Genomic DNA, 22,660 nt, shown 5'->3' with positions numbered 1-22,660 from the left:
ACGGCCCGTTCTCCCGTTTCAGTTTCGAAACGTTCGCGGCCCGCGCCGGCGCGCAATGCGCGCCACGGCCGTTCCGGCCGGCCGCATGGCCTTGCGCCGCGATGCATGGTGCGCTCCTTGCATGTCTGTACGCGCCGTGAGTGCGATCGTCGGCACAGTGTTGCCGGCGGCCGCTTCAGTAGGTCGGACGCATCTGAGACGGGGACAACAGAATGAAAACACACCGCATCGCAACGTACCGTGTTGCAAACATGAATCGCCGACCTGCCCGGGTGTTCGCTTCGCCGTCAAGCGCGGCGACGTGAGCGCGCGGCATTCCGTTCGATCCGAACATTCGGGTTCTTTCTGGACGTTGACGTGCATGCGTGACGCACGAGGCCGACAGGTGCCGGTCGGCCATCGGGGATGCCCCCGCGGGCGCACGCAGACGGACACGTACGTATTCCGGACCGCTTTGCCGTTGCGCGCGACGCGCGCCTGACATGCCTGCCGCGCGCGCCGTTCGCGCGCGACATCGCGTGGCGGCGTCGATGCGTGACACGAGGCCTGCGATCGGAGGCCGGGCCGATGGCGCGGCGACACGTGCGGCATCAGGACCGGTCAGTGGGCGTTGCCCCAGGGGATCGTCCGCCGGCATGCGAGGGCGGACGCGGCAACGCTGCCGTGTAGTCAGTTGATCCACTACCCCGATGGATCAATTGTTGAAGCGCCCGTCCGCCGCGCAGCGGTCGGGCGTCTTTTTTTGCAGCGCCGGCGCCTGCCCGATCGCGCGGCGTTCTGTATCATGTGCTGGCGTGCCGGCCGCGCGCGCAGCAGCGCGACCTGCCGGCGCACCCGCTCACGCGCCGCCGTCATGAACGATACCGCCTTGCACGATCCCTTATCCGTTCCGGCCGATCCGTCCGCGCTCGATGCGCTGCACGCATTCGTCGAACGTCATCCGCGCCTGTTCGTGCTGACCGGCGCAGGCATCAGCACCGACTCCGGCATCCCGGGCTATCGCGACCGCAACGGTCGATGGATGCGCTCGCCGCCGATCCAGCTTCACGAATTCCTCGGCTCCGATGCGGCGCGACGGCGCTACTGGGCGCGCAGCATGATCGGCTGGCCGGTCGTCGGCCGCGCGCAGCCGAACCGCTCGCACGCCGCGCTGGCGCGGCTCGGCCGCGCGGGACGCATCGAGCGTCTGGTCACGCAGAACGTCGACGGGCTGCACCAGCGCGCCGGCAGCGGCGACGTGATCGAATTGCACGGCGGCATCAACGGCGTCACCTGCCTCGACTGCGGCGCGCATCACGAGCGCGCGGCGATCCAGGCCGTGCTCGAAGCGGACAACCCCGAGCTGCTCGGCGCGCAGGCCGAACCGGCCGCGGACGGCGATGCGCATCTCGAATGGGCCGCGCTCGACACGTTCCGCGTCCCGGCGTGCCCTGCGTGCGGCGGCCTGCTGAAGCCGGCCGTCGTGTTCTTCGGCGAGAACGTGCCGCGCGAGCGCGTCGCGCTGGCGTCGCAGGCGCTCGACGCGGCCGATGCGCTGCTCGTCGTCGGTTCGTCATTGATGGTGTATTCCGGCTATCGCTTCTGCGTCTGGGCGCAGGCGCAGCACAAGCCGGTCGCCGCGCTCAATCTCGGCCATACGCGCGCCGATCCGATGCTGACGCTGAAGGTCGAAGCGCACTGCGCATCCGCGCTCGATGCGCTGAACGCGCGACTGGGGCTCGCGAGCGACGCGGCGGAGTGCGCATCATGACCGGCGCGACGTCGCCTCCCGATCCGTCCGCGCGGCTGTCGGCACCCGCGGCCGAGCGCAACCGCGGGCCGATCCTCGACGTACTGCGCCGCGTGCTGCCGACGAGCGGCCGCGTGCTCGAAATCGCGAGCGGCACCGGCCAGCACGTCGTTTATTTCGCGCACGCGCTGCCGGCGCTGCGCTGGCAGCCGAGCGATCCGGACGCGCAGGCGCGGCGTTCGGTCGCCGCGTGGATCGCGCATGCGGGCGTCGCGAATGTCGATGCGCCGCTCGCGTTCGACGTGCGCGACGCGACGTGGCCCGCCGCACCGTTCGACGCAATCGTCTGCATCAACATGATTCATATCTCGCCGTGGGCCTGCACCGAAGCGCTGTTCGCGGGCGCCGCGCGCGTGCTGCGGCCCGGCGGCGTGTTGTTCCTGTACGGCCCGTATCGGCGCGAAGGGCGTCACACGGCGCCGTCGAACGAGGCCTTCGACGCACAGCTGCGCAGCCGCGACCCGTCGTGGGGCGTGCGCGATCTCGAGACGGTCGTCGCGCTCGGCCTCGATCGCGGGCTCGACTGCATCGAGGTCGTCGAGATGCCGGCCAACAACCTCGGCGTCGCGTTCCGGCGCCTGCCGCACGCCGAGCAATGACACGCCGGCGCGCATCGCGGCCGGGTTTCCACTATCCTTTCGCCTGTGCGCGCGACCCGGCTCGGGTCGCGCCCCGTTTTTTCCGGAGAATTGACTAATGGGCAAACAAGCAATCGGTGTGATCGGGCTCGCGGTGATGGGCCGCAATCTCGCCCTCAATATCGAGAGCCGCGGTTATGCGGTGTCGGTGTACAACCGCAGCCGCGAGAAAACCGACGAACTGATCGCCGAATTCCCCGGCCGCAATCTGGTGCCGACCTACACGCTCGAGGAATTCGTCGCGTCGCTCGAAACGCCGCGCCGGATCCTGATGATGGTGAAGGCCGGCGAAGCGACCGACGCGACGATCGCGTCGCTCAAGCCGCTGCTCGAGAAGGGCGATGTGCTGATCGATGGCGGCAACACGCATTTCACCGACACGATCCGCCGCAACCAGGAGCTCGCGCAGTCGGGCCTGCACTTCATCGGCACCGGCGTGTCGGGCGGCGAGGAGGGCGCGCTGCACGGCCCGTCGATCATGCCCGGCGGCCAGCGCGACGCATACGACCTGGTCGAGCCGATCCTCAAGCAGATCGCCGCGAAGGCGCCGTCGGACGGCGAGCCGTGCGTCGCATACATGGGCCCGGACGGCGCGGGCCACTACGTGAAGATGGTCCACAACGGCATCGAATACGGCGACATGCAGCTGATCGCCGAGAGCTATGCGGTGCTGAAGGACGTCGCGGGCCTGACGAACGAAGAACTCGGCGCGGTGTACACCGAGTGGAACCAGGGCGAGCTCGACAGCTACCTGATCGAGATCACGTCGACGATCTTCGGCAAGAAGGATGACGAAACCGGCAAGCATCTGGTCGACGTGATCCTCGATCGCGCCGCGCAGAAGGGCACCGGCAAGTGGACGAGCCAGAACGCGCTGGATCTCGGCGTGCCGCTGCCGCTGATCACCGAGTCGGTGTTCGCGCGCGTGCTGTCGTCGCTGAAGACCGAGCGCGTCGCGGCCAGCAAGATCCTGTCGGGCCCGGCCGCCGCGCCGTTCGACGGCGATCGCGCCGCGTTCGTCGAGGCGGTGCGCCGCGCGCTGTACCTGAGCAAGGTGATTTCGTACGCGCAGGGCTTCGCGCAGCTGCGCACGGCGTCGCAGGAATACGGCTGGAACCTCGACCTCGGGACGATCGCGAAGATCTTCCGCGCGGGCTGCATCATCCGTGCACGCTTCCTGCAGAAGATCACCGACGCCTATGCGAACGACGCGGCGCTCGCGAACCTGCTGCTCGATCCGTACTTCCAGGACATCGCCGCGAAATACCAGGCGTCGCTGCGCGACGTCGTGATCGCCGCGGTGAAGGCCGGCGTGCCGGTGCCGGCATTCGCGTCGGCGGTCGCATACTTCGACAGCTACCGTTCCGAGCGGCTGCCGGCGAATCTTGTGCAGGCGCAGCGCGACTTCTTCGGCGCGCACACGTTCGAGCGTACCGACAAGCCGGGCAGCTTCCACGCGAACTGGTCGTAACGGGTGCGCGAGAGCGGCATTGTTGCGAAATTCTATTCCTTGAGTAGGGTTTTTCGGTGCCGGATCCCGGAATTGTTGGCTTCCGGGAAACAGTGTTTTCGTTCTTTCATGGTTTTCCCTAGGTGATCGCGAGACTAAACTCTGTTCCATCGCTGCAGACATGGTGTGTGCGGCGGAGCAAAAAAATCTCGGAGGTCATCATGAAATCGCTGATCGCAACGTTCGCTGCAGCTGCCGTTCTCGCCGTCCCCGCCGTGTCGTTCGCCCAACAAAACGCGCCTGTCACGCGGGCGCAGGTCAAGGCCGAACTGGCCGCCCTGCAACAAGCCGGCTACAAGCTCGGCAGCGACCGCACGAACTACCCGGAAGGCATCCTGGCTGCTGAAGCCCGCCTGAATCCGCAACAGAACGTCGCCGCCGCCGACACGACCGGCTACGGCGCGCAACCGGCCGCTGCGCAGGAATCCGGCGTACCGGCCAAGGCCAAGACCGGCTGGCAAGTCAAGCGTATCGCTGACGACGCCCCGATCTACAAGGGTCGTTAATGCTGCGGCCGCTTCGGCGGCCGGATCCGACCCCACGCAGTACCCGCAGCCCGTCGTTCCGTATAACGGAACGACGGGCTGTTTTCATTGGTACGGCGATTGGTACGGCGGATGGCTGCGCCGACGCATCAGTGCAGCGGCCGCTTGCCGCGCCCGAGATCGGTGAACAGCGCCGCGGCCGGCTCCAGCATCTGCAGCCACGATTCGTCGTAGCCGCTCAGCGTGTCGAGCGCGTCGCGCAGCCGCTCGACTGCGAGAATCGGCAGCTCGACGCTATGGCGCGTGCCGCCCGTCAGGTGCGTGACGCTCGCGAGCTGGATCAGCGCGTCCGCGGCCTCGGCGACGTCGGTCGCGAACAGCAGGTGGCGGTTGAGCAATTCGACGAGGCCGCTGGATCCGGCGAAATCCTCGGCGTTGAGCTGCACGGAAAGAAACGTCGCGTTGTTCATGGTCGTTGCTCCTCGTTGTCGTTGGTCGGACCGCCCGTTCGAGTATAGGAGGCGATTGCCGGCCGGGCGTCGGCCCTGCGCATGCCGGCCGCCGAACGGCCCGCCCGGCAAGGCGCGGCGGCGATTCCATGGCGATCCGGCGGGGCGCGCGGCGCCGCAAGATTGTTGCCGGATCGGGCGGCTGTCGCAGGCCGGACCGCGACAAATGGTATCTTTGCCGGTCGGGACGACACGAAAAAGGGCCGGCGAGCCCGTTCGTACCGATGTCCCGCTGTGGAAACCGATCGCCGCTGGCGCGGTCGGATACTGGTTGGTCCGGCCGTTCGGCCGGACATCGTGCGTCGCACGCCGGAGGGCGGTGGGCGGCGCGACGAGGCAAATCCGGGAGGTACCTTGAGAAAAACGATTCCCATCCACGATGCCGTTGCACGCTGGCTGCCGCAGGCGGCGTTCGTCGTCGCGGCCGCCGCGCTGACGGGCTGCACGATGACGCCGTGGACCGACAACTGGCAGCCGGCGCGGCCGCCGGCACCGACGACGGCCGCCACCCCGGGCGTGCTGGCCGGCTATTACCGCGTGAACCCGGGCGATACGCTCGCGGGCATCGCGGGCGCCTACGGTCAGCGCGTGCAGGACGTCGCGAGCTGGAACCACATGGCGCCCACCGACGCCGTGACGCCCGGGCAGGTGCTGCGCGTTGCGCCGCCGCCCGCCTCGACGTCGCTCACGCCGCCGCCGGCGGCGAGCGCGCAGCCCGGCTCGCTCGCATGGCCGGCCACCGGCGTCGTCGCGACGCCGTTCTCGGCCGGCAAGACGCGCGGCATCGTGATCGCCGCGTCCGGGCCCGACCATACGGTGCGGGCCGCGGCGAACGGGCGCGTCGTGTATGCCGGTTCGGGCGTCAAGGCCTACGGCCCGCTCGTGATCCTGAAGCACGACAACGGCCTGATCACGGCCTACGGGCATAACGGCAAGCTGCTCGTCAACGAAGGCGACGCAGTGCGCACGGGCCAGCCGGTCGCCGAGATGGGCACCGATGCGAGCGGCCGCGCGACGTTCGAGTTCGAAGTCCGGCAGAACGGCAAGGTCGTCGACCCGATGGGCTTCCTGCCGCGCAACGGCGGCTGACGGGCCATCCGTCGCGTGTGCGCCGTCCGGCGCACACGTCCTGCCTCATCCTTCCTTGAGCGTGACCGGGCCGGACTGGATCGCGTGATTGCCGAGCCAGCGGATGCCCAGTGCGAGCGCCGCCGCGCCGAGCGCGATCATCGAGCACTGGATCGCGACCGGCAGGTAGCCGTGCGGCCGCGGGTCGACGAACGGGTACGGATACCAGTTCTCCAGCGCGCCGCGCACGAGCGTATAGCCGAGATAGACGACCGGAAAGCCGAGCCACGCGAACGCGCTGCGCCGCGGGATCGGCAAGCGCGGCTCCACGTACAGCCAGTCGCACAGCATCACGAGCGGCACGATGCGGTGCAGCACCCAGTTGTTCAGGGCCGGCGTGATATGGCGCAGCGCATCGAGCCGCGCGAGCAGGAGTTCGTAGACGATCGCGGTGATCAGCATGTACAGCACGGCGGCGCCGCGCATCGATTCATAGCGGGCCGAACCGGGGCGCGCGATGCGCCAGAGCCCGGCGGCCAGCATCGCGGCCGCGTACAGGCTGCTCAGTTGCGTGAAATAGCTGAGGTAGTTGCCGAGGTGAAACGTCGGCATGTTCCAGTAGTTGGCGACGCTGCGCAGCGTGGTGGACACCGCGAGCAAGGCGGCGATCAGCCGGTAGGCCGCAACGAAGGACGCTTTGCTCATGATGCGCGCGCGACGTCGACACCAAAGCTCCATCGTGCCACAGCCGTTTGCGCGTGCGATGCGGATTTTCCATATGGCGGTTCGCCAGCAAGCGCGGCGCGGCGCGGTCGAATCGTCGGATATTTGACTGCGTCGTGCAAAACCCGCCGCGCGTGCGGCTACAATCGTGGCAGCGCGCCGGGCGCCGGCCAGCCGCGGCGCCCGTTCATCCCCCGCATATAACGACGAGACCAAGCATGAGAAACATCCTCGCGAAACAGGTGCGCTACAGCTCGCCCGCGATCTTCTTCCACTGGGCCATTTTCCTGCTGGTCGCACTGGCGTATCTGGCGATCGAGATACGCGGGCCGAAAGGCAGCGACAGCCGCGCGTTCTGGATGAACGTGCACCTTACCGCAGGAACGTTCGTGCTCGTGCTGTCGGTGCTGCGCGTGCTGTGGCGGGCAGTCAGCCGCGTACCGGAACCCGTTCCGCAGCCGGCGCTGCTGACCTTGCTGGCGAAGCTCGCGCACTTCGCGCTCTACGCGTTCATCCTCGCGCAGCCGCTGCTCGGGATCCTGATGATCAACCTCGGCGGCAAGCCGGTGTCGCTCGACTGGCTCGGCGTGTCGTTTACGCTGGTCGGGCCCGACAAGGCACTGCGGCCGACCATCAAGGAAGCGCACGAGCTGATCGGCAACGCATTCTATTTCGTGATCGGCCTGCATGCGCTGGCCGCGCTCTATCATCACTTCGTCAAGCGCGACGACGTTTTGCGCCGCATGACGCCGTAAGGCGCGTGCAGCGACGTCGCCCGCACGCGCACGGGGGCACATGGTTGCATTGACAACCATGTGCCCCCGGCCCGTTTACCGGTACGCGCGGCTGGTCTTCGCGGCGAACATTCTGTAACATCTCGGCTGCTTTTACATTCCGCTTACTGGCTGCCGCGCATGCTGCATCGACATCGTCATCTGACCGCCTGGCTCGGCGTGCTCGCGATCTGGTTCGCGATCGCCGCGCCGCTGGTGTCGCAGTGGCGGGTCGCGCAGGCGGCGACGCCCGATGCGGTCGTCTGCAGCGCAGAGCACGGCGCGCATCGGTCTGCCGATGCGGGGCGCATGCACGATCATGCATCGCATCTCGATGCATGCGGCTACTGCGGATTCTTCGCGCACAGTCCCGCGATCGGCGGCCCCGCTGCCGCGCCGTTCGCCTCGTCTCCCGTCTCGTTCGTTTCCGCCGCCGCGCCGCATGCCGTCGCGGCGCGCGCCGAACGTTATCCACGCGCGTATCCGCGCGCACCGCCCGAGCGCGCCTGACGCGCTTCGTTCCGTTCTTCCTCTCGCCGATATCCGTGCGACCCGTCGTGGTCGCGTGGAGGGCGTCACTCGGGCTTTCGACCATGACCATTTTCCAGTTGCGCACGCCGCGGGCGTCGCGCAATACCGGTGCACCGCGCCTGCCGCGCGTGCTGAAACTCACCGTTCCCGCGCTGGCCGCCAGCGTAATGACCGCCACGGTCGCCGCCGCCGAAACCGCGCGCGCGGCCGCCATGCCGCCGGACGAGGCGGCCACGCTGCTGCCGCCCGTCGAAGTCGTCGCGTCGCCGCTGACGACGCCGCTCGTCGTCGTCACGGATCCGAAGACGCCGCGTCAGCCGCTGCCGGCCAGCGACGGTGCGGACTACCTGAAGACGATTCCGGGATTCACGTCGATCCGCAGCGGCGGCACGAACGGCGATCCGGTGCTGCGCGGGATGTTCGGCTCGCGGCTGAACATCCTCGCGAACGGGATGCCGACGCTCGGCGCGTGCCCGAACCGGATGGACGCGCCGACCTCGTACATCGCCCCCGAAAGTTTCGACAAGGTCACCGTCGTGAAGGGGCCGCAGACCGTGCTGTACGGCCCCGGCGCATCGGCCGGCACCGTGCTGTTCGAGCGCGTGACGCCGCGCTTCGACAAGCCGGGCATGCGTTTCGACGGCAGCGTCGTCGGCGGATCGTTCGGCCGCAACGACCAGAACGTCGACGTGACGGCCGGCACGCCCGACGTATACGGCCGCGTGACCGCGAATCATGCGCACGCGCAGGACTACAAGGACGGCAACGGCAATGTCGTGCCGTCGCAGTGGGACAAGTGGAATGCCGATGCGGCGCTCGGCTGGACGCCCGACGACCATACGCGCGTCGAGCTGACCGCCGGCACCGGCGACGGCTATGCGAAATATGCGGGACGCGGGATGGACGGCGCGCATTTCCGTCGCGAGACCTTCGGGCTGTCGTTCGACAAGCGGCATATCGGCGACATGCTCGACCGTGTCGAGGCGCGCGTGTACTACAACGAAGCCGACCATGTGATGGACAACTACACGTTGCGGCAGCCCGACCCGGCCAGCAGCATGCCGATGCGGATGGCGGCCGAGGTGCGCCGCCGCACGTTCGGTGCGCGTGCCGCGGCGACGTTCCGCTTCGGCGACGACTTCAAGCTCGTGACGGGCGTCGACGCGCAAACGAACCGGCTCGATTCGCGCTCGGCGATGGGGCGCCAGAACTACGGCGACCAGCCGTGGAACGCGCAGGCGACGATGTGGAACGCGGGTGCGTTCGGCGAACTGACGTGGTACGCGAGCGACGCGTCACGCGTGATCGGCGGCGCGCGCATCGACTATGCGAGCGCACGCGACAAGCGTCCGGCGACGAGCGGGATGATGATGAGCCGGCCGAACCCGACCTTCGACGACGATCGCGCGCGCGTGCTGCCGAGCGGCTTCGTGCGCTACGAGCGCGATCTCGCGTCGCTGCCGGTCACGTGGTACGCGGGGATCGGCCATGCGGAGCGCTACCCCGACTACTGGGAGCTGTTTTCGGCGAACCGCGGGCCGGCCGGTGCGCTCAATGCGTTCTCGGCCGTGCAGCCGGAGAAGACCACGCAGCTCGACATCGGCGCGCAGTACAAGAGCGAGCGGCTCGACGCATGGGTGTCCGCGTATGCGGGCTACGTGCAGGACTTCATCCTGTTCAACTACGCGGCCGGGATGATGGGGCCGACCACGCAGGCGACCAACGTCAACGCGCAGGTGATGGGCGGCGAAGCGGGCGTCGCGTGGCGGCCTCTTGCGCCGCTGCGCGTCGAGACGTCGATCGCGTACGCATGGGGGCGCAATGCGACGAGCGGCGATCCGCTGCCGCAGATGCCGCCGCTCGAGGCGCGCTTCGGGCTCGAATATACGCGCGGCGCGTGGTCGGCCGGCGGCCTGTGGCGGGTCGTTGCGCCGCAGCATCGGTATGCGCTGAACGAGGGCAACGTGGTCGGCAAGGACTTCGGTCCGAGCGCGGGGTTCGGCGTGCTGTCGCTGCATGCGCAATACAACGTCAGCAAGACCGTGCAGATCTCGGTCGGTGTCGACAACGTGCTGAACAAGGCCTACACCGAGCATCTGAACCTCGCCGGCAATGCCGGCTTCGGCTATCCGGCGAACGCGCCGGTGATGGAGCCGGGCCGCACCGCATGGGTGCGCGTCAGCGCGAAGCTGTAGCGCGCCGTGCGCGTGTGCGATGCAGCATCCGCATGCGCGCGCACGACCCCGCCCGAACGGGCGGGGCGCGTCAATCGATTAGAGAAGCGTGTCTAGTCGGCACGCAAACGTTCGCGACTCGTGCTTCACTCGCGCTTCGACACATGGCGTGCGCGCGACGGCATCGCCCTGCGTCGATCCGATCTCATTCGCACCGGCAGCACAATAATCAGGAGAACATGCATGGCCAGATCGATGCGTTCCAGGGTGGCAGCAGGGGCAGTGGCGTGCGCGATGAGCGTCGCGCCGTTCGCGGGAACCGCCGCGTTGACGATGGCCGCGACCACGCGCGCGGCGCTGGCGGCGACCGCGCCGGCCGATGCTTATGCGGCGACGCGCTATCCGATCATCCTCGTGCACGGCCTGACGGGCACCGACAAGTATGCGGGCGTGCTCGAATACTGGTACGGCATTCGCGAGGATCTGCAGCAGCATGGCGCGACCGTCTACGTCGCGAACCTGTCGGGCTTCCAGAGCGACGACGGCCCGAACGGACGCGGCGAGCAGCTGCTCGCCTACGTGAAGACCGTGCTGGCCGCGACGGGCGCCGCCAAGGTCAACCTGATCGGCCATAGCCAGGGCGGTCTCACGTCGCGCTACGTCGCGGCCGTCGCGCCGGATCTCGTCGCGTCGGTGACGACGATCGGCACGCCGCATCGCGGCTCCGAATTCGCGGACTTCGTGCAGGGCGTGCTCGCGACCGATCCGACCGGCCTGTCGTCGTCGGTGATCGCGGCGTTCGTCAATGTGTTCGGGATCCTGACGAGCAGCACGCACAACACGAACCAGGATGCGATCGCCGCACTCAAGACGCTGACGACTGCCCAGGCCGCCGCCTACAACCAGAACTATCCGAGCGCGGGCCTCGGTGCGCCGGGCAGTTGCCAGACCGGCGCGCCGACCGAAACGGTCGGCGGCAATACGCATCTGCTGTACTCGTGGGCCGGCACCGCGATCCAGCCGACGATCTCGGCGTTCGGCGTGACCGGCGCGGCCGATACGAGCACGATTCCGCTCGTCGACCCGGCGAATGCGCTCGATCTGTCGACGCTCGCGCTGCTCGGCACGGGCACCGTGATGATCAATCGCGGGTCGGGCCAGAACGACGGGCTCGTATCGAAATGCAGCGCGCTGTACGGAAAGGTGCTGAGCACGAACTACAAGTGGAATCATCTCGACGAGATCAACCAGCTGCTCGGCGTGCGCGGCGCCTATGCGGAAGATCCGCTCGCGGTGATCCGCACGCATGCGAACCGGCTGAAGCTCGCGGGCGTGTGATCGATGACGGTGCGCGATGGACGCGCGCCGCGCATGCGGCGTGTCGTGGCCTATGGCGTCGTGGGGCTGGCGGCAGTCGCCGGCGTCGCGATGTGGAGCGGGGCGGCCCGGCATCGCGGTGCCGATGCTGGGCATGCCGCGACGGACGCGGCGGCCTCCGCCGGTGCGTTCGCGATGCCGCCGCAGGCTGCCGTGCCGGCGGGCGCGAGCCTGCCTTCGTCGCTGGCCGGTTCCAGCGCGCCGCGCTTGCCGCTCGATGCGGGCGGCCATCTCGCGAAGGCGCGCGCGGTGCGCGATTTCTTCGACTACTGCCTGACCGCGCGCAGCGATCTCGACGCGACCGCGCTCGATGCGCTGGTCGTGCGCGAGATTGCCGCGCAGCTCGACGGCACGATCGCGCAGGCCGAGGCGCTCGACGTGTGGCGCCGGTATCGCGCATATCTCGACGCGCTGGCGAAGCTGCCCGATGCGGGCGCGGTCGACAAGTCGGACATCGGCATGTTGCAGCTCGCGCTCGACCAGCGTGCATCGATCGCGTACCGGACGCTCGGCGACTGGAGCGAGCCGTTCTTCGGTGAGGAGCAATGGCGGCAGCGCTACGACCTCGCGCGGCTGAAGATCTCGCAGGATCGCTCGCTGACGGACGCGCAGAAGGCCGAGCGGCTCGCGGCGCTCGCGCAGCAGATGCCGGCCGACGAGCGGGCCGCGCAGCAGCGGATCGCGCAGCAGCAGGCGGCGATCGACCGGATCGCGCAGTTGCAGAAGAGCGGTGCGACGCCCGACGCGATGCGTGCGCAACTGACGCAGACGCTCGGCCCGGAGGTTGCCGCGCGCGTCGCGCAGATGCAGCAGGACGATGCGTCGTGGCAAAGCCGATACGCGGACTATGCGGCGCAGCGTGCGCAGATCGACGCGGCCGGGTTGTCGCCGCAGGAACGCGACGCACAGGTCGCCGCGCTGCGGCAGCGCATGTTCACGAAACCCGGCGAAGCGGTGCGCGCGGCATCGCTCGATCGCGGCGCGGGCGCCGCCCAGTAACGCACGCCGCGTGCGTGCCGCCGTTACGCCGCGCGCGTGACGGACTGCGGCAGATGCTGTTCGATGATCGCCGCGAGCGTGTCGAACGCGGGGCCGATGCCTTCGTGCGCGACGCACGCATAGCCGAGCAGCAGCCCGCGCCGCGCGGTGTCCGCACGGCTGTAGTAGCCGGTGAGCGGGCGCACGATCACGCCCGCGTCGAACGCGCTCTGCGTCACCGCGCGATCGTCGCAGGCGTCGGGCAGCCCGAGCACCAGATGCAGGCCGGCTTCGTCGCCCATCACCGGCAGCGCGTCGCCGAAACGCGCGTGGATCGCGTCGATCAGCAATTGCCGGCGCTCGCCGTACAGCGTGCGCATTCGTCTGATATGAGCAGTCAGGTGGCCGTCCATGATGAACTCGGCGAGCACCGCCTGCTGCATCAGCTGCCCTTCGCGGTACAGCTCGGACAGCCCGGTGCGGAACGTGTCGACCAGATGCTCCGGCACGACCATGTAGCCCATCCGCAGGCCCGGAAACAGCATCTTGCCGAGGCTGCCGACGTAGATCACGCGGCCGCCGTCGTCGAGGCCCTGCAGCGACGCGAGCGGCCGGCTGCCGTAGCGGAACTCGCTGTCGTAGTCGTCCTCGATGATCCAGCAGCGATGCTGGCGCGCGTATTCGAGCAGCATCCGGCGGCGCGCGAGGCTCATCACCATCCCGAGCGGATACTGGTGCGACGGCGTGACCAGCACGAGCCGCGGCGGATGCTGCAGGTCGCTCGGGCTCGGGTCGAGCCCTTCCTGATCGACCGGCACCGGCGCGAGCGCGAGGCCGGCCGCCTGCAGCACGCTGCGCACGCCCCAGTAGCACGGCTCCTCGACCCACGCGCGATCGCCGACATCGGACAGCAGCCGCACCGCGAGGTCGATCGACTGGTGGATGCCGGTCGTGATGATGACCTGGTCCGGCGAGCATTTCACCGAACGCGCGACGCGCAGGTAGTCGGCCAGCGCGCGCCGCAGCGGCCGGTAGCCGCCGCCGGGCGCATACGTCAGCAGATCGGGGTTCGCTTCCTTCCAGAGGCGCGCCTGCAGGCGGCTCCACGTGCGGCTCGGAAACTCGGAGACGTCCGGCACGCCCGGCATGAACGCACCCCACTGGCGGCGCGACACGCCCGCGTGCTCGATCAACTGGCGGCCGCGCATCGACAGGCCGCCGTGTGCGTCCGGCAGCGGCGTCGGCAGGGTGCCCGCGCCGGATGGCTGCTGCGGCGGCGCCTGCATCGCGGCGGCGTCCGGCCGCGTGTCCGCGACGTAGGTGCCGCTGCCGGTCGTCGTCAGCACATAGCCTTCGGCCGTCAACTGGTCGTATACGTGCAGCACGGTATTGCGCGCGATCGACAGGTCGGCCGCGAGCGTGCGCGAACTCGGCAGCTTTGTCCCCGGCCCCAATTCCCCGGTCAGGATGGCCTGCTGCATCAGCTGCAGCAGCTGACGGTACATCGGCTCGGACGAACTCCGGTCGAGACGGGCGGACAGCCAGTCGGCGACGATCACGGTATCCAAAGTGGTCCTACTGGGAATATTGAAATGGTTCCCTATTGTAGAACCGTGCGCGCCGTATAGTGGCTCGCATCTCGATAAAGATTGCTGCACAGCAAGGGGACAGCCAGGATGAAGTCCGATGAAGTGATCGTCAGTTTTCGCGGGGTGCGCAAGACCTACGACGGCGAGACGCTGGTCGTGAAGTCGCTGGACCTCGACATCCGCCGCGGGGAATTCCTGACGCTGCTCGGGCCGTCCGGCTCGGGCAAGACCACCTGCCTGATGATGCTGGCCGGCTTCGAGTTTCCGACCGGCGGCGAGATTCGCCTCGACGGCGAACTGCTGAACCAGGTGCCGCCGCACAAGCGCAACATCGGCATGGTGTTCCAGAACTACGCGTTGTTTCCGCACCTGACGGTCGAGCAAAACGTCGCGTATCCGCTGACGGTGCGCAAGCTGGGCGCGGCCGAGCGCGCGGAGCGCGTCGCGCATGCGCTGAAGATGGTGCAGATGGAGCGCTTCGCGAAGCGTTATCCGGCGCAGCTGTCGGGCGGCCAGCAGCAGCGCATCGCGCTGGCGCGCGCGCTGGTGTTCGAGCCGAAGCTGGTGCTGATGGACGAGCCGCTCGGCGCGCTCGACAAGCAGTTGCGCGAACACATGCAATACGAGCTGAAGGCGCTGCACGAGAAGCTCGGCGTGACCTTCGTGTACGTGACGCATGACCAGGGCGAGGCGCTGACGATGTCGGATCGCGTCGCGGTGTTCGACAAGGGCGTCGTGCAGCAGCTCGACACGGTGGATCGCCTGTACGAATCGCCGTGCAACGAGTTCGTCGCGAACTTCATCGGCGACAGCAACCGGCTGCGCGGCACGATCGCGCGCGTCGACGGCGAGTTCTGCGAATTCCATCTCGGCGACGGCACGAAGCTCGTCGGTCGTCGCATTGGCGATGCGGCCGAGGGCGCGCCGGCCGTCGCATGCATCCGCCCCGAACGAATGAACCTCGCCACCCGCGGCGCGAACGGACACGTCGACGGGCAGGCCGACGCGCGCGCGAACGGCGCGGCTGCGAACCGTCTGACGGGCGAAGCGCGCAGCCTGATCTATTTCGGCGATCACGTGCGCATGCGCTGCGCGGTGCCGGGGCAGGACGAATGCTTCGTGAAGGTGCCGCTCGGCACGGGCGCGCTCGACGCGTTTTCGCCGGGCGCGCCCGTGTCGCTTGCGTTCGCGCCCGAGCATCTGCGCGTGTTCGCGTAAACGCGGCTTCCGATTGTCTGCAGCACGTCGTACACAACAAACGGCGCATTTTCACCACGACCACCACGAGCATCACGAGAGGAGAGCACCATCATGAATCGAACCCGCTTTACCGCGCGCCGCACCGCGTTCGCGCTGGCGCTGGCCGTGTTCGGCGCGTCGGCGTCGGCAGCCGAACTCACGGTCGTCAACTTCGGCGGCGCGAACGGCGACGCGCAGAAAGCCGCGTTCAACCAGCCGTTCGAGAAGGCGACCGGCAACAAGGTCACCGCCGTCGAGTACAACGGCGAGCAGGCGAAGGTGAAGGCGATGGTCGAGGCGAAGCACGTCAACTGGGACGTGGTCGAAGTCGAGTCGGGCGACCTGAACCGCGGCTGCGACGAAGGGCTGTACGAGAAGCTCGACTGGTCGAAGATCGCGAAGAAGTCCGACCTGATTCCGGAATCGCCGCAGGTTTGCGGTGTCGGCTTCTTCGTGTGGTCGACGGCGCTGTCGTATAACGCGGACAAGCTGAAGACCGCGCCGACGGGCTGGGCCGATTTCTGGGACGTGAAGAAATTCCCCGGCAAGCGCGGGATGCGCAAGGGTGCGCGCTACAACCTCGAGTTCGCGCTGATGGCCGACGGCGTCGCGCCGAAGGATGTCTACAAGGTGCTCGGCACGAAAGCCGGCCAGGATCGCGCGTTCAAGAAGCTCGACGAGCTGAAGCCGAACATCCAGTGGTGGGAAGCGGGCGCGCAGCCGCCGCAGTTTCTGGTTGCCGGCGACGTCGTGATGTCGACCGCGTACAACGGCCGCATCGATGCCGCGCAGAAGGAAGGCAAGAACCTGAAGGTCGTGTGGAACGGCAGCATCTACGATCTCGACTACTGGGCGATTCCGAAGGGCTCGCCGAACAAGGCGCTGGCCGAGCAGTACATCGCGTATACGCTGACGCCGAAGCCGCAGCAGGCGTACGCGCAGCATATCGCGTACGGCCCGGCGAACGTCGCGGCGATCAAGTCGCTCGACGCGAAGACGCTGGCGAACCTGCCGAACTCGCCGAGCAACGGCAAGAACGCGGTGCTGGAAGACATCGGCTTCTGGACCGACCACAGCGACGAGCTCGAGCAGCGTTTCGCCGCGTGGGCGACGAAGTAAGCGTTCGGGTTGGCCGATGCAACCGGCCGCGCGATGCACATGCATCGCGCGGCATGCCGCCGGACCGCAATCGCGGTCCGGCCGGAGACAGACTGTTGAATACGATGACGATCGCTTCTTCCGCGCCGTCGAGCGCCGCGCTCAAGCGCGAGCTGAAGGCCGCCGAGGCCCGCAAGCGCACGATGGCGCTGCTGCTGGTCGCGCCGCTCGCGTTGTTCGTGCTGCTGATCTTCGTCGTGCCGATCGGCACGCTGCTCACGCGCGCGGTGCAGAACCCCGAGATCGCCGCCGCGCTGCCGGACACGGTCGCGGCGCTCGCGCACTGGGACCGCAAGGCGCCGCCGTCCGACGCCGCATACGCCTCGCTCGCGGCCGACATGACGAAGGTCGCCGACAGCGACGCGATGGGCGCGCTCGCGCGCCGCCTGAACACCGAGATTCCCGGCTACCGGTCGCTGGTCGCGAAGACGGCGCGCGCGATGCCGCTGAAAGGCGACCACGACGCGACGCTGACGCCCGCGCAGATGCGCGACAAGCTCGTCGAGCTCGACTCGCGCTGGGGCGACGTTGCGTACTGGCAGGCGATCGCGAAGAACGGCAGCACGTATTCGCCGTTCTACCTGCTCGCGGCGCTCGACCACAAGCAGGACGGCTTCGGCCATATCGTGCCGGCCGATCCCGACCAGTCGATCTACCTCGCGATCTTCGGCCGCACGCTGGTGATCGGCGTCGCGGTCACGCTGTTCGCGCTGCTGCTCGGCTATCCGCTCGCGTACTGGATCTCGACGCTGTCGGAGCGGCGCGCGAACCTCGTGATGATCCTCGTGCTGATTCCGTTCTGGACTTCGGTGCTGGTGCGCGTGGCCGCGTGGATCGTGCTGCTGCAAAGCGAGGGATTGATCAACAAGGCGCTGCTCGGCACCGGGCTGATCTCGCATCCGCTGACGCTGCTGTTCAACCGCGTCGGCGTGTATATCTCGATGACGCACATCCTGCTGCCGTTCATGATCCTGCCGCTGTACAGCGTGATGAAGTCGATCCCGCCGACCTACCAGCGCGCGGCCGTGTCGCTCGGCAGCCATCCGTTCGCGGCGTTCTGGCGCGTGTACGTGCCGCAGACCTATCCGGGCGTCGGCGCGGGCGCGCTGCTGGTGTTCATCCTCGCGATCGGCTACTACATCACGCCGGCGCTGCTGGGCGGGCCGAACGACCAGATGGTCAGCTACTACGTCGCGTACTTCACGAACGTGACGATCAACTGGGGCATGGCGTGCGCGCTGGGCGGGCTGCTGCTCGCGGCGACGCTGGTGCTGTATGCGGTGTACGGGCGCTTCACGCGCACCAACGTGAGCCTGGGCTGACACGCAAACATCAGGAAAACCGATCATGAAACTCGCCAGGCCGCTGTTCGCGCCGCACATGTCGTTCGTCGAGCGCGCGTGGTATGTCGCGCTGCGCGTGCTCGTCGTGCTGACGCTGCTGTACCTGATCCTGCCGGTGCTCGCGATCGTGCCGCTGTCGTTCTCGTCGAGCACGTTCCTCGTGTATCCGATCCCGGGCTTCTCGACGCGCTGGTACGAGAACCTGATCGCGTCGGACGAGTGGCGCATGGCCGCGAAGAACAGCTTCATCGTCGCGCCGTCGGCGACGGTCGTCGCGACGGTGCTCGGCACGCTCGCGGCGATCGGGCTGACGAAGGCGGACTTCCGCGGCAAGGGGCTGCTGATGGCGGTGCTGCTGTCGCCGATGATCGTGCCGGTGGTGGTGGTGGGCGTCGGCATGTACCTGTTCTTCGCGCCGCTCGGGCTCGCGAATACCTATACGGGGCTGATTGCCGCGCATGCGGCGCTCGGCGTGCCGTTCGTCGTGACGACGGTGGCGGCGACGCTGCAGGGCTTCAATCACAACCTGGTGCGCGCGAGCCTGTCGCTGGGCGCGAACCCGGTGACGACGTTCTTCCGCGTGACGCTGCCGGTGATCGCGCCGGGCGTGATGTCGGGTGCGCTGTTCGCGTTCGCGACGTCGTTCGACGAGGTGGTCGTCACGCTGTTCCTGGCGGGCGCAGACCAGACGACGCTGCCGCGGCAGATGTTTACGGGGATTCGCGAGAACATCAGCCCGACGATCGCCGCGCTCGCGACGATCCTGATCATCTTCTCGACGGGACTGCTGCTCGCGCTCGAGTGGTTGCGCGGGCGTAATGCGCGGCGCGCGGTCGCCTGATCCGGCTCGACTGAAGGACAGGCAAACGGCGTAACGAAACCCGACGCGACCGCCGGCCGGCACGTCGTTCGTTGCGCGATCAACGAGACGCCGCGCACCGAGTCGGCCGCCGCATCGCCTTTCGTTTGGCTGACGATCGATGCGCTCGCCTGCACGTTCGATGCGGCTCTGCAACAATACGGGTCGCGACGACGCGACGTGCCTGCATCATCGGCCGCACGCCGTCGCATCGCTCAATTCGCGGCGCGCTGCGCCGCTCGTCTGCCGAGCCTCATCTTGTCCGAAATCGCTCCCGCCGCCGGCATCGCCGAGCCGGCCGTCAACTGGCGCGCGATGGCCGCCGTGCTGCTGGCCGTCGCGCTCGCGACGCTCGATACCGCGATCGCGAACACCGCGCTGCCGGCGATCGCTGCCGACCTGCAGGCGTCGCCGGCCGCCTCCGTGTGGATCATCAATGCATACCAGCTCGCGATGGTCGCAACGCTGCTGCCGTTCGCGTCGCTCGGCGACATCGTCGGCCACAAGCGCGTCTACATCGCGGGCCTCGCGGTGTTCACGCTCGCGTCGCTCGGCTGCTCGCTCGCATCGACGCTGCCGCAACTGACGGCTGCACGGATCGTGCAGGGCTTCGGCGCGAGCGCGATCATGAGCGTGAACGTCGCGCTGATCCGCAGCCTGTTTCCCGCGCACCGGCTCGGGCGCGGCGTCGGCTTCAACGCGCTGGTCGTCGGCGTGTCGTTCGCGGTGGGGCCGACGATTGCGTCGCTGATCCTGTCGGTCGCCGCGTGGCCGTGGCTGTTCGCGGTGAACGTGCCGCTCGGCGTGTTCGCGCTCGCGGTGGCGATTCCGTCGCTACCGCAGACGGCGCGCGGCAAGCATGCGTTCGATCCGCTCGCCGCCTTGTTCAACGTGATTACCTTCGCGTCGCTGATTTTCGCGCTCGGCGAATTCGCGCAGCGCGGGCCGCGCTCGGTCGTGCTCGCGGCGGCCGCGGTCGCGCTCGCGTTCGGCGGGCTGCTGATCCGCCGCCAGGCCGGCCACCCGGCGCCGATGCTGCCGGTCGACCTGTTCCGCCGGCCCGTGTTCGCGCTGTCCGCGCTGACCGCGGTGTGCGCGTTCGCCGCGCAGGGGCTCGCGTTCGTGTCGCTGCCGTTCTATTTCGAGACCGTCCTGCATCGCAGCGCGGTGGAGACGGGGTTCCTGATGACGCCGTGGTCGGCGATCGTCGCGCTCGCCGCGCCGATCGCGGGCCGGCTGTCGGATCGCTACCCGCCGGGCCTGCTCGGCGCGATCGGGCTTGCGCTGCTGAGCGCGGGGATGGTGTCGCTGGCCGCGATGCCGGCCGCGCCGGGCGTGGTCGACATCGGCTGGCGGATGATGCTGTGCGGTGCGGGGTTCGGCTTCTTCCAGTCGCCGAACCTGAAGGCGCTGATGTCGAGCGCGCCGCCCGAACGCAGCGGCGGCGCGAGCGGGATCATCGCGACCGCGCGGCTGATCGGGCAGGCGACGGGCGCCGCGCTCGTCGCGCTGTCGTTCGGGATCGCCGGGCGTCACGGGCCGACGCTCGCGCTGATGCTCGGCGCGGGTTTTGCGGGCGCGGCGAGCGTCGCGAGCGGATTGCGGCTGTTCGCGCCGTCGCATCGCGCCGGCGTGGCGGCCGTGTCGGAGCGTTCGACGAAGTAGCGCGCGAGCGGAGCCTGCCCGCATCGACCCGCAGGCCGGCGCACCGCAAGCCACCGCCGTGCGCCGGCCCGTTCGCGTCGCTCAGAACCCGCCCGACTTGATCAGCTGGTTGAGGTTCGCGATATTCAGGCTGCCGAAGCCGGTCGTGTAATCCCAGCCGCTACCGGCGTTGTAGCCATAGCCCTGATAGCCGTTGTTCCCCGACACCACGTCGTAGCGCAGCAGCGACGGGTTCGCCGGAATCGCACGATAGAGATTGCCGGCCGGGAAGCCGAGGCCCGTGCCGTTCGCCGCGAGCAGGCGTGCCCAGAAGCCCGTGAAGATCGGCGCGGCAAGGCTGGTGCCGCCGATCTGCTGCAACTGACCGTAGTTGTAGATATACGCGCCCGTGCTCTGCGCGGCGTCGAACGCGATGTCGGGCAGCCGCCGGTTGGCGCCCGGCTGCCACGACGGGGCGGGCAGGATCGTGCTGACGCCGCCGCCCGTCGCCCACAGCTTGCCGTTGCCGTCGAGCCCTTCGTTCCAGACCGTCTCGTTCGAGAACGCGCCCGCGGATGTCGTGTACAGCGTCGTGCCGCCGATCGCGAGCACGTGCGGCGACGATGCCGGCCACGACACCGTGTAGTTCGAGCCGTCCGGATAGCCGCGGTTGTTGCACTCGTAGACGCCTTCGTCGCCGGACGACACCGAGAACGTCTGCCCCTGCGCGGCGGCGGTCGTGAAGATCTGCTCTTCCGCATCGAGCGTGCCGTCCGCGTTCGCGTCGGTCTCGCACCAGCCGAGCGACACGTTGATCACCTTCGCGGTGTTGTCCGACACCGCGCGGTTGAACGCCTGCGTGAGCCCCGTGTTGCCGGACGCGTTCAGGTCCGCCATGTAGAACACCAGCTTGCCGACCTGGCCGCCGGCCGAACCGACGATCGACTGGCTGTCGAGATCCCATTCGCCCTGGCCGTCCGGGTCGTCGCTGTAGCTGCCGCTCGAGCCGGTGCCGTTGGTCTTCACGGTCTGCGTCGCGACCGCACCGTAGCCGTTGCTCGACGCGAACTGCTTCAGGTCCTGCAGCGTTTGCGATACGCCGCCGATCGTGATGATGCCGACGGTCACGCCGGCTGCGGTCGGCACGCCGGTCGCGTTATAGAGGCCCGGGAATTCCTTCGGATAGTGGCCGGTGGCCGTGCCGGCCGCGAGCGGCTTCGGCTTCGACACGTTGCCGATGCGCAGCATCGGGTGCGCGCGAGCGACGTTCTGCAGTCCGAGCACCGAGCCGACAACGTCGCCGAGCGCGCGCGGCACTTGCGCGGTCGATGCGTTCGCGAAGCCCGACCGGCCCGCGTACTGGAAGTGCACGAGCGACGTGTTGAACGCGGTCTTGACGGTGCCGGCCGTGCCGCGCGCGGACACCAGCAGCCGGTTCGGCGCGACCTCGATATCGACGAAGCCGCTCTTGCGCAGATAGTCGACGACCGACTTGACCTGTGCGTCGGTCGGCGCGTAGTCGGCGAGGAACTGCTCGGGCGTCAGATAGCGGCGGTAGTGTTCGTTGCCGGGGCGATTCACGTCGCGTGCGAGCTGCTTGAGCTGCGCGGCGTTGCGCAGCTTCAGGCTGACGACCACGTCGGTCGTCTCGCCGGCTGCCAGTTCGAGCGACGGCGCCGCGCTGCGCGCCATCAGTTGCGGGCCGGTCAGAAAGGCCTTCGTATGGGTGTCGACCCAGTCCGTCGTCGCATGCGCCGCGCCGGCGGCGAGCACGAGCGGCCACGCGCACGCGAGGCGGCGGGGCGACGGAAGGGGACGGGCAAACCAGGCGTTCCGTTTCATCGGGAGTCCTTTTTAGGAGAGACGACGTGGTTGGAACCCCGGCCCTTGTGGGGCCGCGAGCGGTGACGAGCGTAGGGACGTCGGCGCGATTCAGGTAGCTGCCAGTTTCCATAGCTGTCAGTTCTGACATCGGCGCGCGGTTTCGCCTGCGTCGCGTCGCTGCTGCGACGCATGAACGGCGCGGCGACGGGAACCGGTTCTCCGTACGGCGACCCGGCAATCCGTGACGTTCGCGCGCACGCGTTGCTCGCTGCGGCGGCGGAATCTGCGCGATCGCGGAGCGGATCGATGCCGGCGCGCGTCGCCTGCGAACGCACGCCGCCGCATGCCGCGTCGCACTATGTGGTCAAACGCGACTTGGCGGCATGCCGCACGACGCGTGTGGATTCGCGGACCGCGAAAACGGGGCGGGTCGAACGCAAACGTTTCCC

The 22,660-nt window shown here is 68.5% G+C and carries 19 protein-coding genes; 15 read left to right on the top strand and 4 right to left on the bottom strand.

Features of this window, described 5'->3' with window-relative positions; genetic code table 11:
* Window positions 1-853: 853 nt before the first annotated feature.
* From BST28156_RS01855 to BST28156_RS01840, 4 genes are all read left to right on the top strand, one after another.
* Window positions 854-1,750 carry an NAD-dependent protein deacetylase gene (locus BST28156_RS01855; RefSeq protein ID WP_174901301.1) on the top strand — a complete coding sequence of 299 codons (897 nt, stop codon included), beginning with the start codon at window positions 854-856 and terminating at the stop codon, window positions 1,748-1,750.
* The gene (locus tag BST28156_RS01850; protein ID WP_174901300.1) at window positions 1,747-2,388 is read left to right on the top strand and encodes a DUF938 domain-containing protein; all 642 of its coding nucleotides are present in this window, start codon (window positions 1,747-1,749) and stop codon (window positions 2,386-2,388) included. The genes BST28156_RS01855 and BST28156_RS01850 overlap by 4 nt, the downstream gene beginning before the upstream one ends.
* A 97-nt stretch (window positions 2,389-2,485) precedes the next feature.
* The gene (gnd, locus tag BST28156_RS01845) at window positions 2,486-3,898 is read left to right on the top strand and encodes an NADP-dependent phosphogluconate dehydrogenase (protein ID WP_174901299.1); all 1,413 of its coding nucleotides are present in this window, start codon (window positions 2,486-2,488) and stop codon (window positions 3,896-3,898) included.
* 200 nt (window positions 3,899-4,098) lie between these two features.
* Window positions 4,099-4,443: a DUF4148 domain-containing protein gene (locus tag BST28156_RS01840; protein ID WP_060245890.1), complete on the top strand. Its 345-nt coding sequence runs from the start codon at window positions 4,099-4,101 to the stop codon at window positions 4,441-4,443.
* A gap of 128 nt (window positions 4,444-4,571) precedes the next feature.
* Here BST28156_RS01840 and BST28156_RS01835 read toward each other — a convergent pair whose 3' ends face one another.
* Window positions 4,572-4,892 carry a hypothetical protein gene (locus BST28156_RS01835; protein ID WP_060245891.1) on the bottom strand — a complete coding sequence of 107 codons (321 nt, stop codon included), beginning with the start codon at window positions 4,890-4,892 and terminating at the stop codon, window positions 4,572-4,574.
* Window positions 4,893-5,285: 393 nt separating this feature from the next.
* On the opposite strand from BST28156_RS01835, the gene BST28156_RS01830 reads away from it, so the two are divergent.
* Window positions 5,286-6,020: a peptidoglycan DD-metalloendopeptidase family protein gene (locus BST28156_RS01830; protein ID WP_174901298.1), complete on the top strand. Its 735-nt coding sequence runs from the start codon at window positions 5,286-5,288 to the stop codon at window positions 6,018-6,020.
* Between the two features lie 45 nt (window positions 6,021-6,065).
* Here BST28156_RS01830 and BST28156_RS01825 read toward each other — a convergent pair whose 3' ends face one another.
* Window positions 6,066-6,704, bottom strand: coding sequence for a Pr6Pr family membrane protein (locus tag BST28156_RS01825; protein ID WP_060245893.1), 639 nt, complete (start codon window positions 6,702-6,704; stop codon window positions 6,066-6,068).
* A gap of 236 nt (window positions 6,705-6,940) precedes the next feature.
* On the opposite strand from BST28156_RS01825, the gene BST28156_RS01820 reads away from it, so the two are divergent.
* The 5 genes from BST28156_RS01820 (at window position 6,941) to BST28156_RS01800 (ending at window position 12,576) form a co-directional block, all read left to right on the top strand.
* Window positions 6,941-7,477, top strand: coding sequence for a cytochrome b (locus BST28156_RS01820; protein WP_060245894.1), 537 nt, complete (start codon window positions 6,941-6,943; stop codon window positions 7,475-7,477).
* Window positions 7,478-7,636: 159 nt separating this feature from the next.
* The gene (locus BST28156_RS01815) at window positions 7,637-8,005 is read left to right on the top strand and encodes a DUF2946 domain-containing protein (protein WP_060245895.1); all 369 of its coding nucleotides are present in this window, start codon (window positions 7,637-7,639) and stop codon (window positions 8,003-8,005) included.
* An 83-nt stretch (window positions 8,006-8,088) separates the two neighbouring features.
* On the top strand, window positions 8,089-10,221 hold the full coding sequence (locus BST28156_RS01810) for a TonB-dependent copper receptor (protein WP_174901297.1): 2,133 nt from the start codon (window positions 8,089-8,091) through the stop codon (window positions 10,219-10,221).
* A 222-nt stretch (window positions 10,222-10,443) separates the two neighbouring features.
* A complete protein-coding gene (locus BST28156_RS01805) occupies window positions 10,444-11,538 on the top strand; it encodes an esterase/lipase family protein (RefSeq protein WP_174901296.1) in 1,095 nt (364 codons plus the stop codon).
* A gap of 3 nt (window positions 11,539-11,541) precedes the next feature.
* Window positions 11,542-12,576, top strand: coding sequence for a lipase secretion chaperone (locus tag BST28156_RS01800; RefSeq protein ID WP_174901295.1), 1,035 nt, complete (start codon window positions 11,542-11,544; stop codon window positions 12,574-12,576).
* 23 nt (window positions 12,577-12,599) lie between these two features.
* Here the strand turns inward: BST28156_RS01800 and pdxR are convergent, their stop codons facing one another.
* Window positions 12,600-14,123: a MocR-like pyridoxine biosynthesis transcription factor PdxR gene (gene pdxR / locus BST28156_RS01795; protein WP_174901294.1), complete on the bottom strand. Its 1,524-nt coding sequence runs from the start codon at window positions 14,121-14,123 to the stop codon at window positions 12,600-12,602.
* A gap of 108 nt (window positions 14,124-14,231) precedes the next feature.
* On the opposite strand from pdxR, the gene BST28156_RS01790 reads away from it, so the two are divergent.
* From BST28156_RS01790 to BST28156_RS01770, 5 genes are all read left to right on the top strand, one after another.
* Window positions 14,232-15,362 (top strand): ABC transporter ATP-binding protein, encoded by a 1,131-nt coding sequence (locus BST28156_RS01790; protein WP_174901293.1) that lies wholly within the window; start codon window positions 14,232-14,234, stop codon window positions 15,360-15,362.
* Between the two features lie 93 nt (window positions 15,363-15,455).
* The gene (locus BST28156_RS01785) at window positions 15,456-16,502 is read left to right on the top strand and encodes an ABC transporter substrate-binding protein (protein ID WP_174901292.1); all 1,047 of its coding nucleotides are present in this window, start codon (window positions 15,456-15,458) and stop codon (window positions 16,500-16,502) included.
* Window positions 16,503-16,606: 104 nt separating this feature from the next.
* The gene (locus BST28156_RS01780; RefSeq protein ID WP_174901371.1) at window positions 16,607-17,863 is read left to right on the top strand and encodes an ABC transporter permease; all 1,257 of its coding nucleotides are present in this window, start codon (window positions 16,607-16,609) and stop codon (window positions 17,861-17,863) included.
* A 25-nt stretch (window positions 17,864-17,888) separates the two neighbouring features.
* Entirely contained in the window at window positions 17,889-18,725 is an 837-nt protein-coding gene (locus tag BST28156_RS01775; protein WP_040129882.1) for an ABC transporter permease, read from the top strand.
* Window positions 18,726-19,001: 276 nt separating this feature from the next.
* The gene (locus tag BST28156_RS01770) at window positions 19,002-20,408 is read left to right on the top strand and encodes an MFS transporter (protein ID WP_174901291.1); all 1,407 of its coding nucleotides are present in this window, start codon (window positions 19,002-19,004) and stop codon (window positions 20,406-20,408) included.
* Between the two features lie 81 nt (window positions 20,409-20,489).
* Here the strand turns inward: BST28156_RS01770 and BST28156_RS01765 are convergent, their stop codons facing one another.
* Window positions 20,490-22,229, bottom strand: coding sequence for a S53 family peptidase (locus BST28156_RS01765; protein WP_174901290.1), 1,740 nt, complete (start codon window positions 22,227-22,229; stop codon window positions 20,490-20,492).
* Window positions 22,230-22,660: the final 431 nt, after the last annotated feature.

Source organism: Burkholderia pseudomultivorans (assembly GCF_902499075.1).
Classification (GTDB): Bacteria; Pseudomonadota; Gammaproteobacteria; order Burkholderiales; family Burkholderiaceae; genus Burkholderia; species Burkholderia pseudomultivorans.
The sequence above is the reverse complement of the archived record's forward strand: the minus strand, read 5'-3'. Positions and strand labels throughout refer to the sequence as shown.

What these genes read in the sequence shown, in the direction of transcription:
- BST28156_RS01855 (WP_174901301.1), top strand. Translation starts at nt 854, where the DNA reads ATGAACGATACCGCCTTGCACGATCCCTTATCCGTTCCGGCCGATCCG.
- BST28156_RS01850 (WP_174901300.1), top strand. Translation starts at nt 1,747, where the DNA reads ATGACCGGCGCGACGTCGCCTCCCGATCCGTCCGCGCGGCTGTCGGCA.
- gnd (WP_174901299.1), top strand. Translation starts at nt 2,486, where the DNA reads ATGGGCAAACAAGCAATCGGTGTGATCGGGCTCGCGGTGATGGGCCGC.
- BST28156_RS01840 (WP_060245890.1), top strand. Translation starts at nt 4,099, where the DNA reads ATGAAATCGCTGATCGCAACGTTCGCTGCAGCTGCCGTTCTCGCCGTC.
- BST28156_RS01835 (WP_060245891.1), bottom strand. Translation starts at nt 4,892, where the DNA reads ATGAACAACGCGACGTTTCTTTCCGTGCAGCTCAACGCCGAGGATTTC.
- BST28156_RS01825 (WP_060245893.1), bottom strand. Translation starts at nt 6,704, where the DNA reads ATGAGCAAAGCGTCCTTCGTTGCGGCCTACCGGCTGATCGCCGCCTTG.
- BST28156_RS01820 (WP_060245894.1), top strand. Translation starts at nt 6,941, where the DNA reads ATGAGAAACATCCTCGCGAAACAGGTGCGCTACAGCTCGCCCGCGATC.
- BST28156_RS01815 (WP_060245895.1), top strand. Translation starts at nt 7,637, where the DNA reads ATGCTGCATCGACATCGTCATCTGACCGCCTGGCTCGGCGTGCTCGCG.
- BST28156_RS01810 (WP_174901297.1), top strand. Translation starts at nt 8,089, where the DNA reads ATGACCATTTTCCAGTTGCGCACGCCGCGGGCGTCGCGCAATACCGGT.
- BST28156_RS01805 (WP_174901296.1), top strand. Translation starts at nt 10,444, where the DNA reads ATGGCCAGATCGATGCGTTCCAGGGTGGCAGCAGGGGCAGTGGCGTGC.
- BST28156_RS01800 (WP_174901295.1), top strand. Translation starts at nt 11,542, where the DNA reads ATGACGGTGCGCGATGGACGCGCGCCGCGCATGCGGCGTGTCGTGGCC.
- BST28156_RS01790 (WP_174901293.1), top strand. Translation starts at nt 14,232, where the DNA reads ATGAAGTCCGATGAAGTGATCGTCAGTTTTCGCGGGGTGCGCAAGACC.
- BST28156_RS01785 (WP_174901292.1), top strand. Translation starts at nt 15,456, where the DNA reads ATGAATCGAACCCGCTTTACCGCGCGCCGCACCGCGTTCGCGCTGGCG.
- BST28156_RS01780 (WP_174901371.1), top strand. Translation starts at nt 16,607, where the DNA reads ATGACGATCGCTTCTTCCGCGCCGTCGAGCGCCGCGCTCAAGCGCGAG.
- BST28156_RS01775 (WP_040129882.1), top strand. Translation starts at nt 17,889, where the DNA reads ATGAAACTCGCCAGGCCGCTGTTCGCGCCGCACATGTCGTTCGTCGAG.
- BST28156_RS01765 (WP_174901290.1), bottom strand. Translation starts at nt 22,229, where the DNA reads ATGAAACGGAACGCCTGGTTTGCCCGTCCCCTTCCGTCGCCCCGCCGC.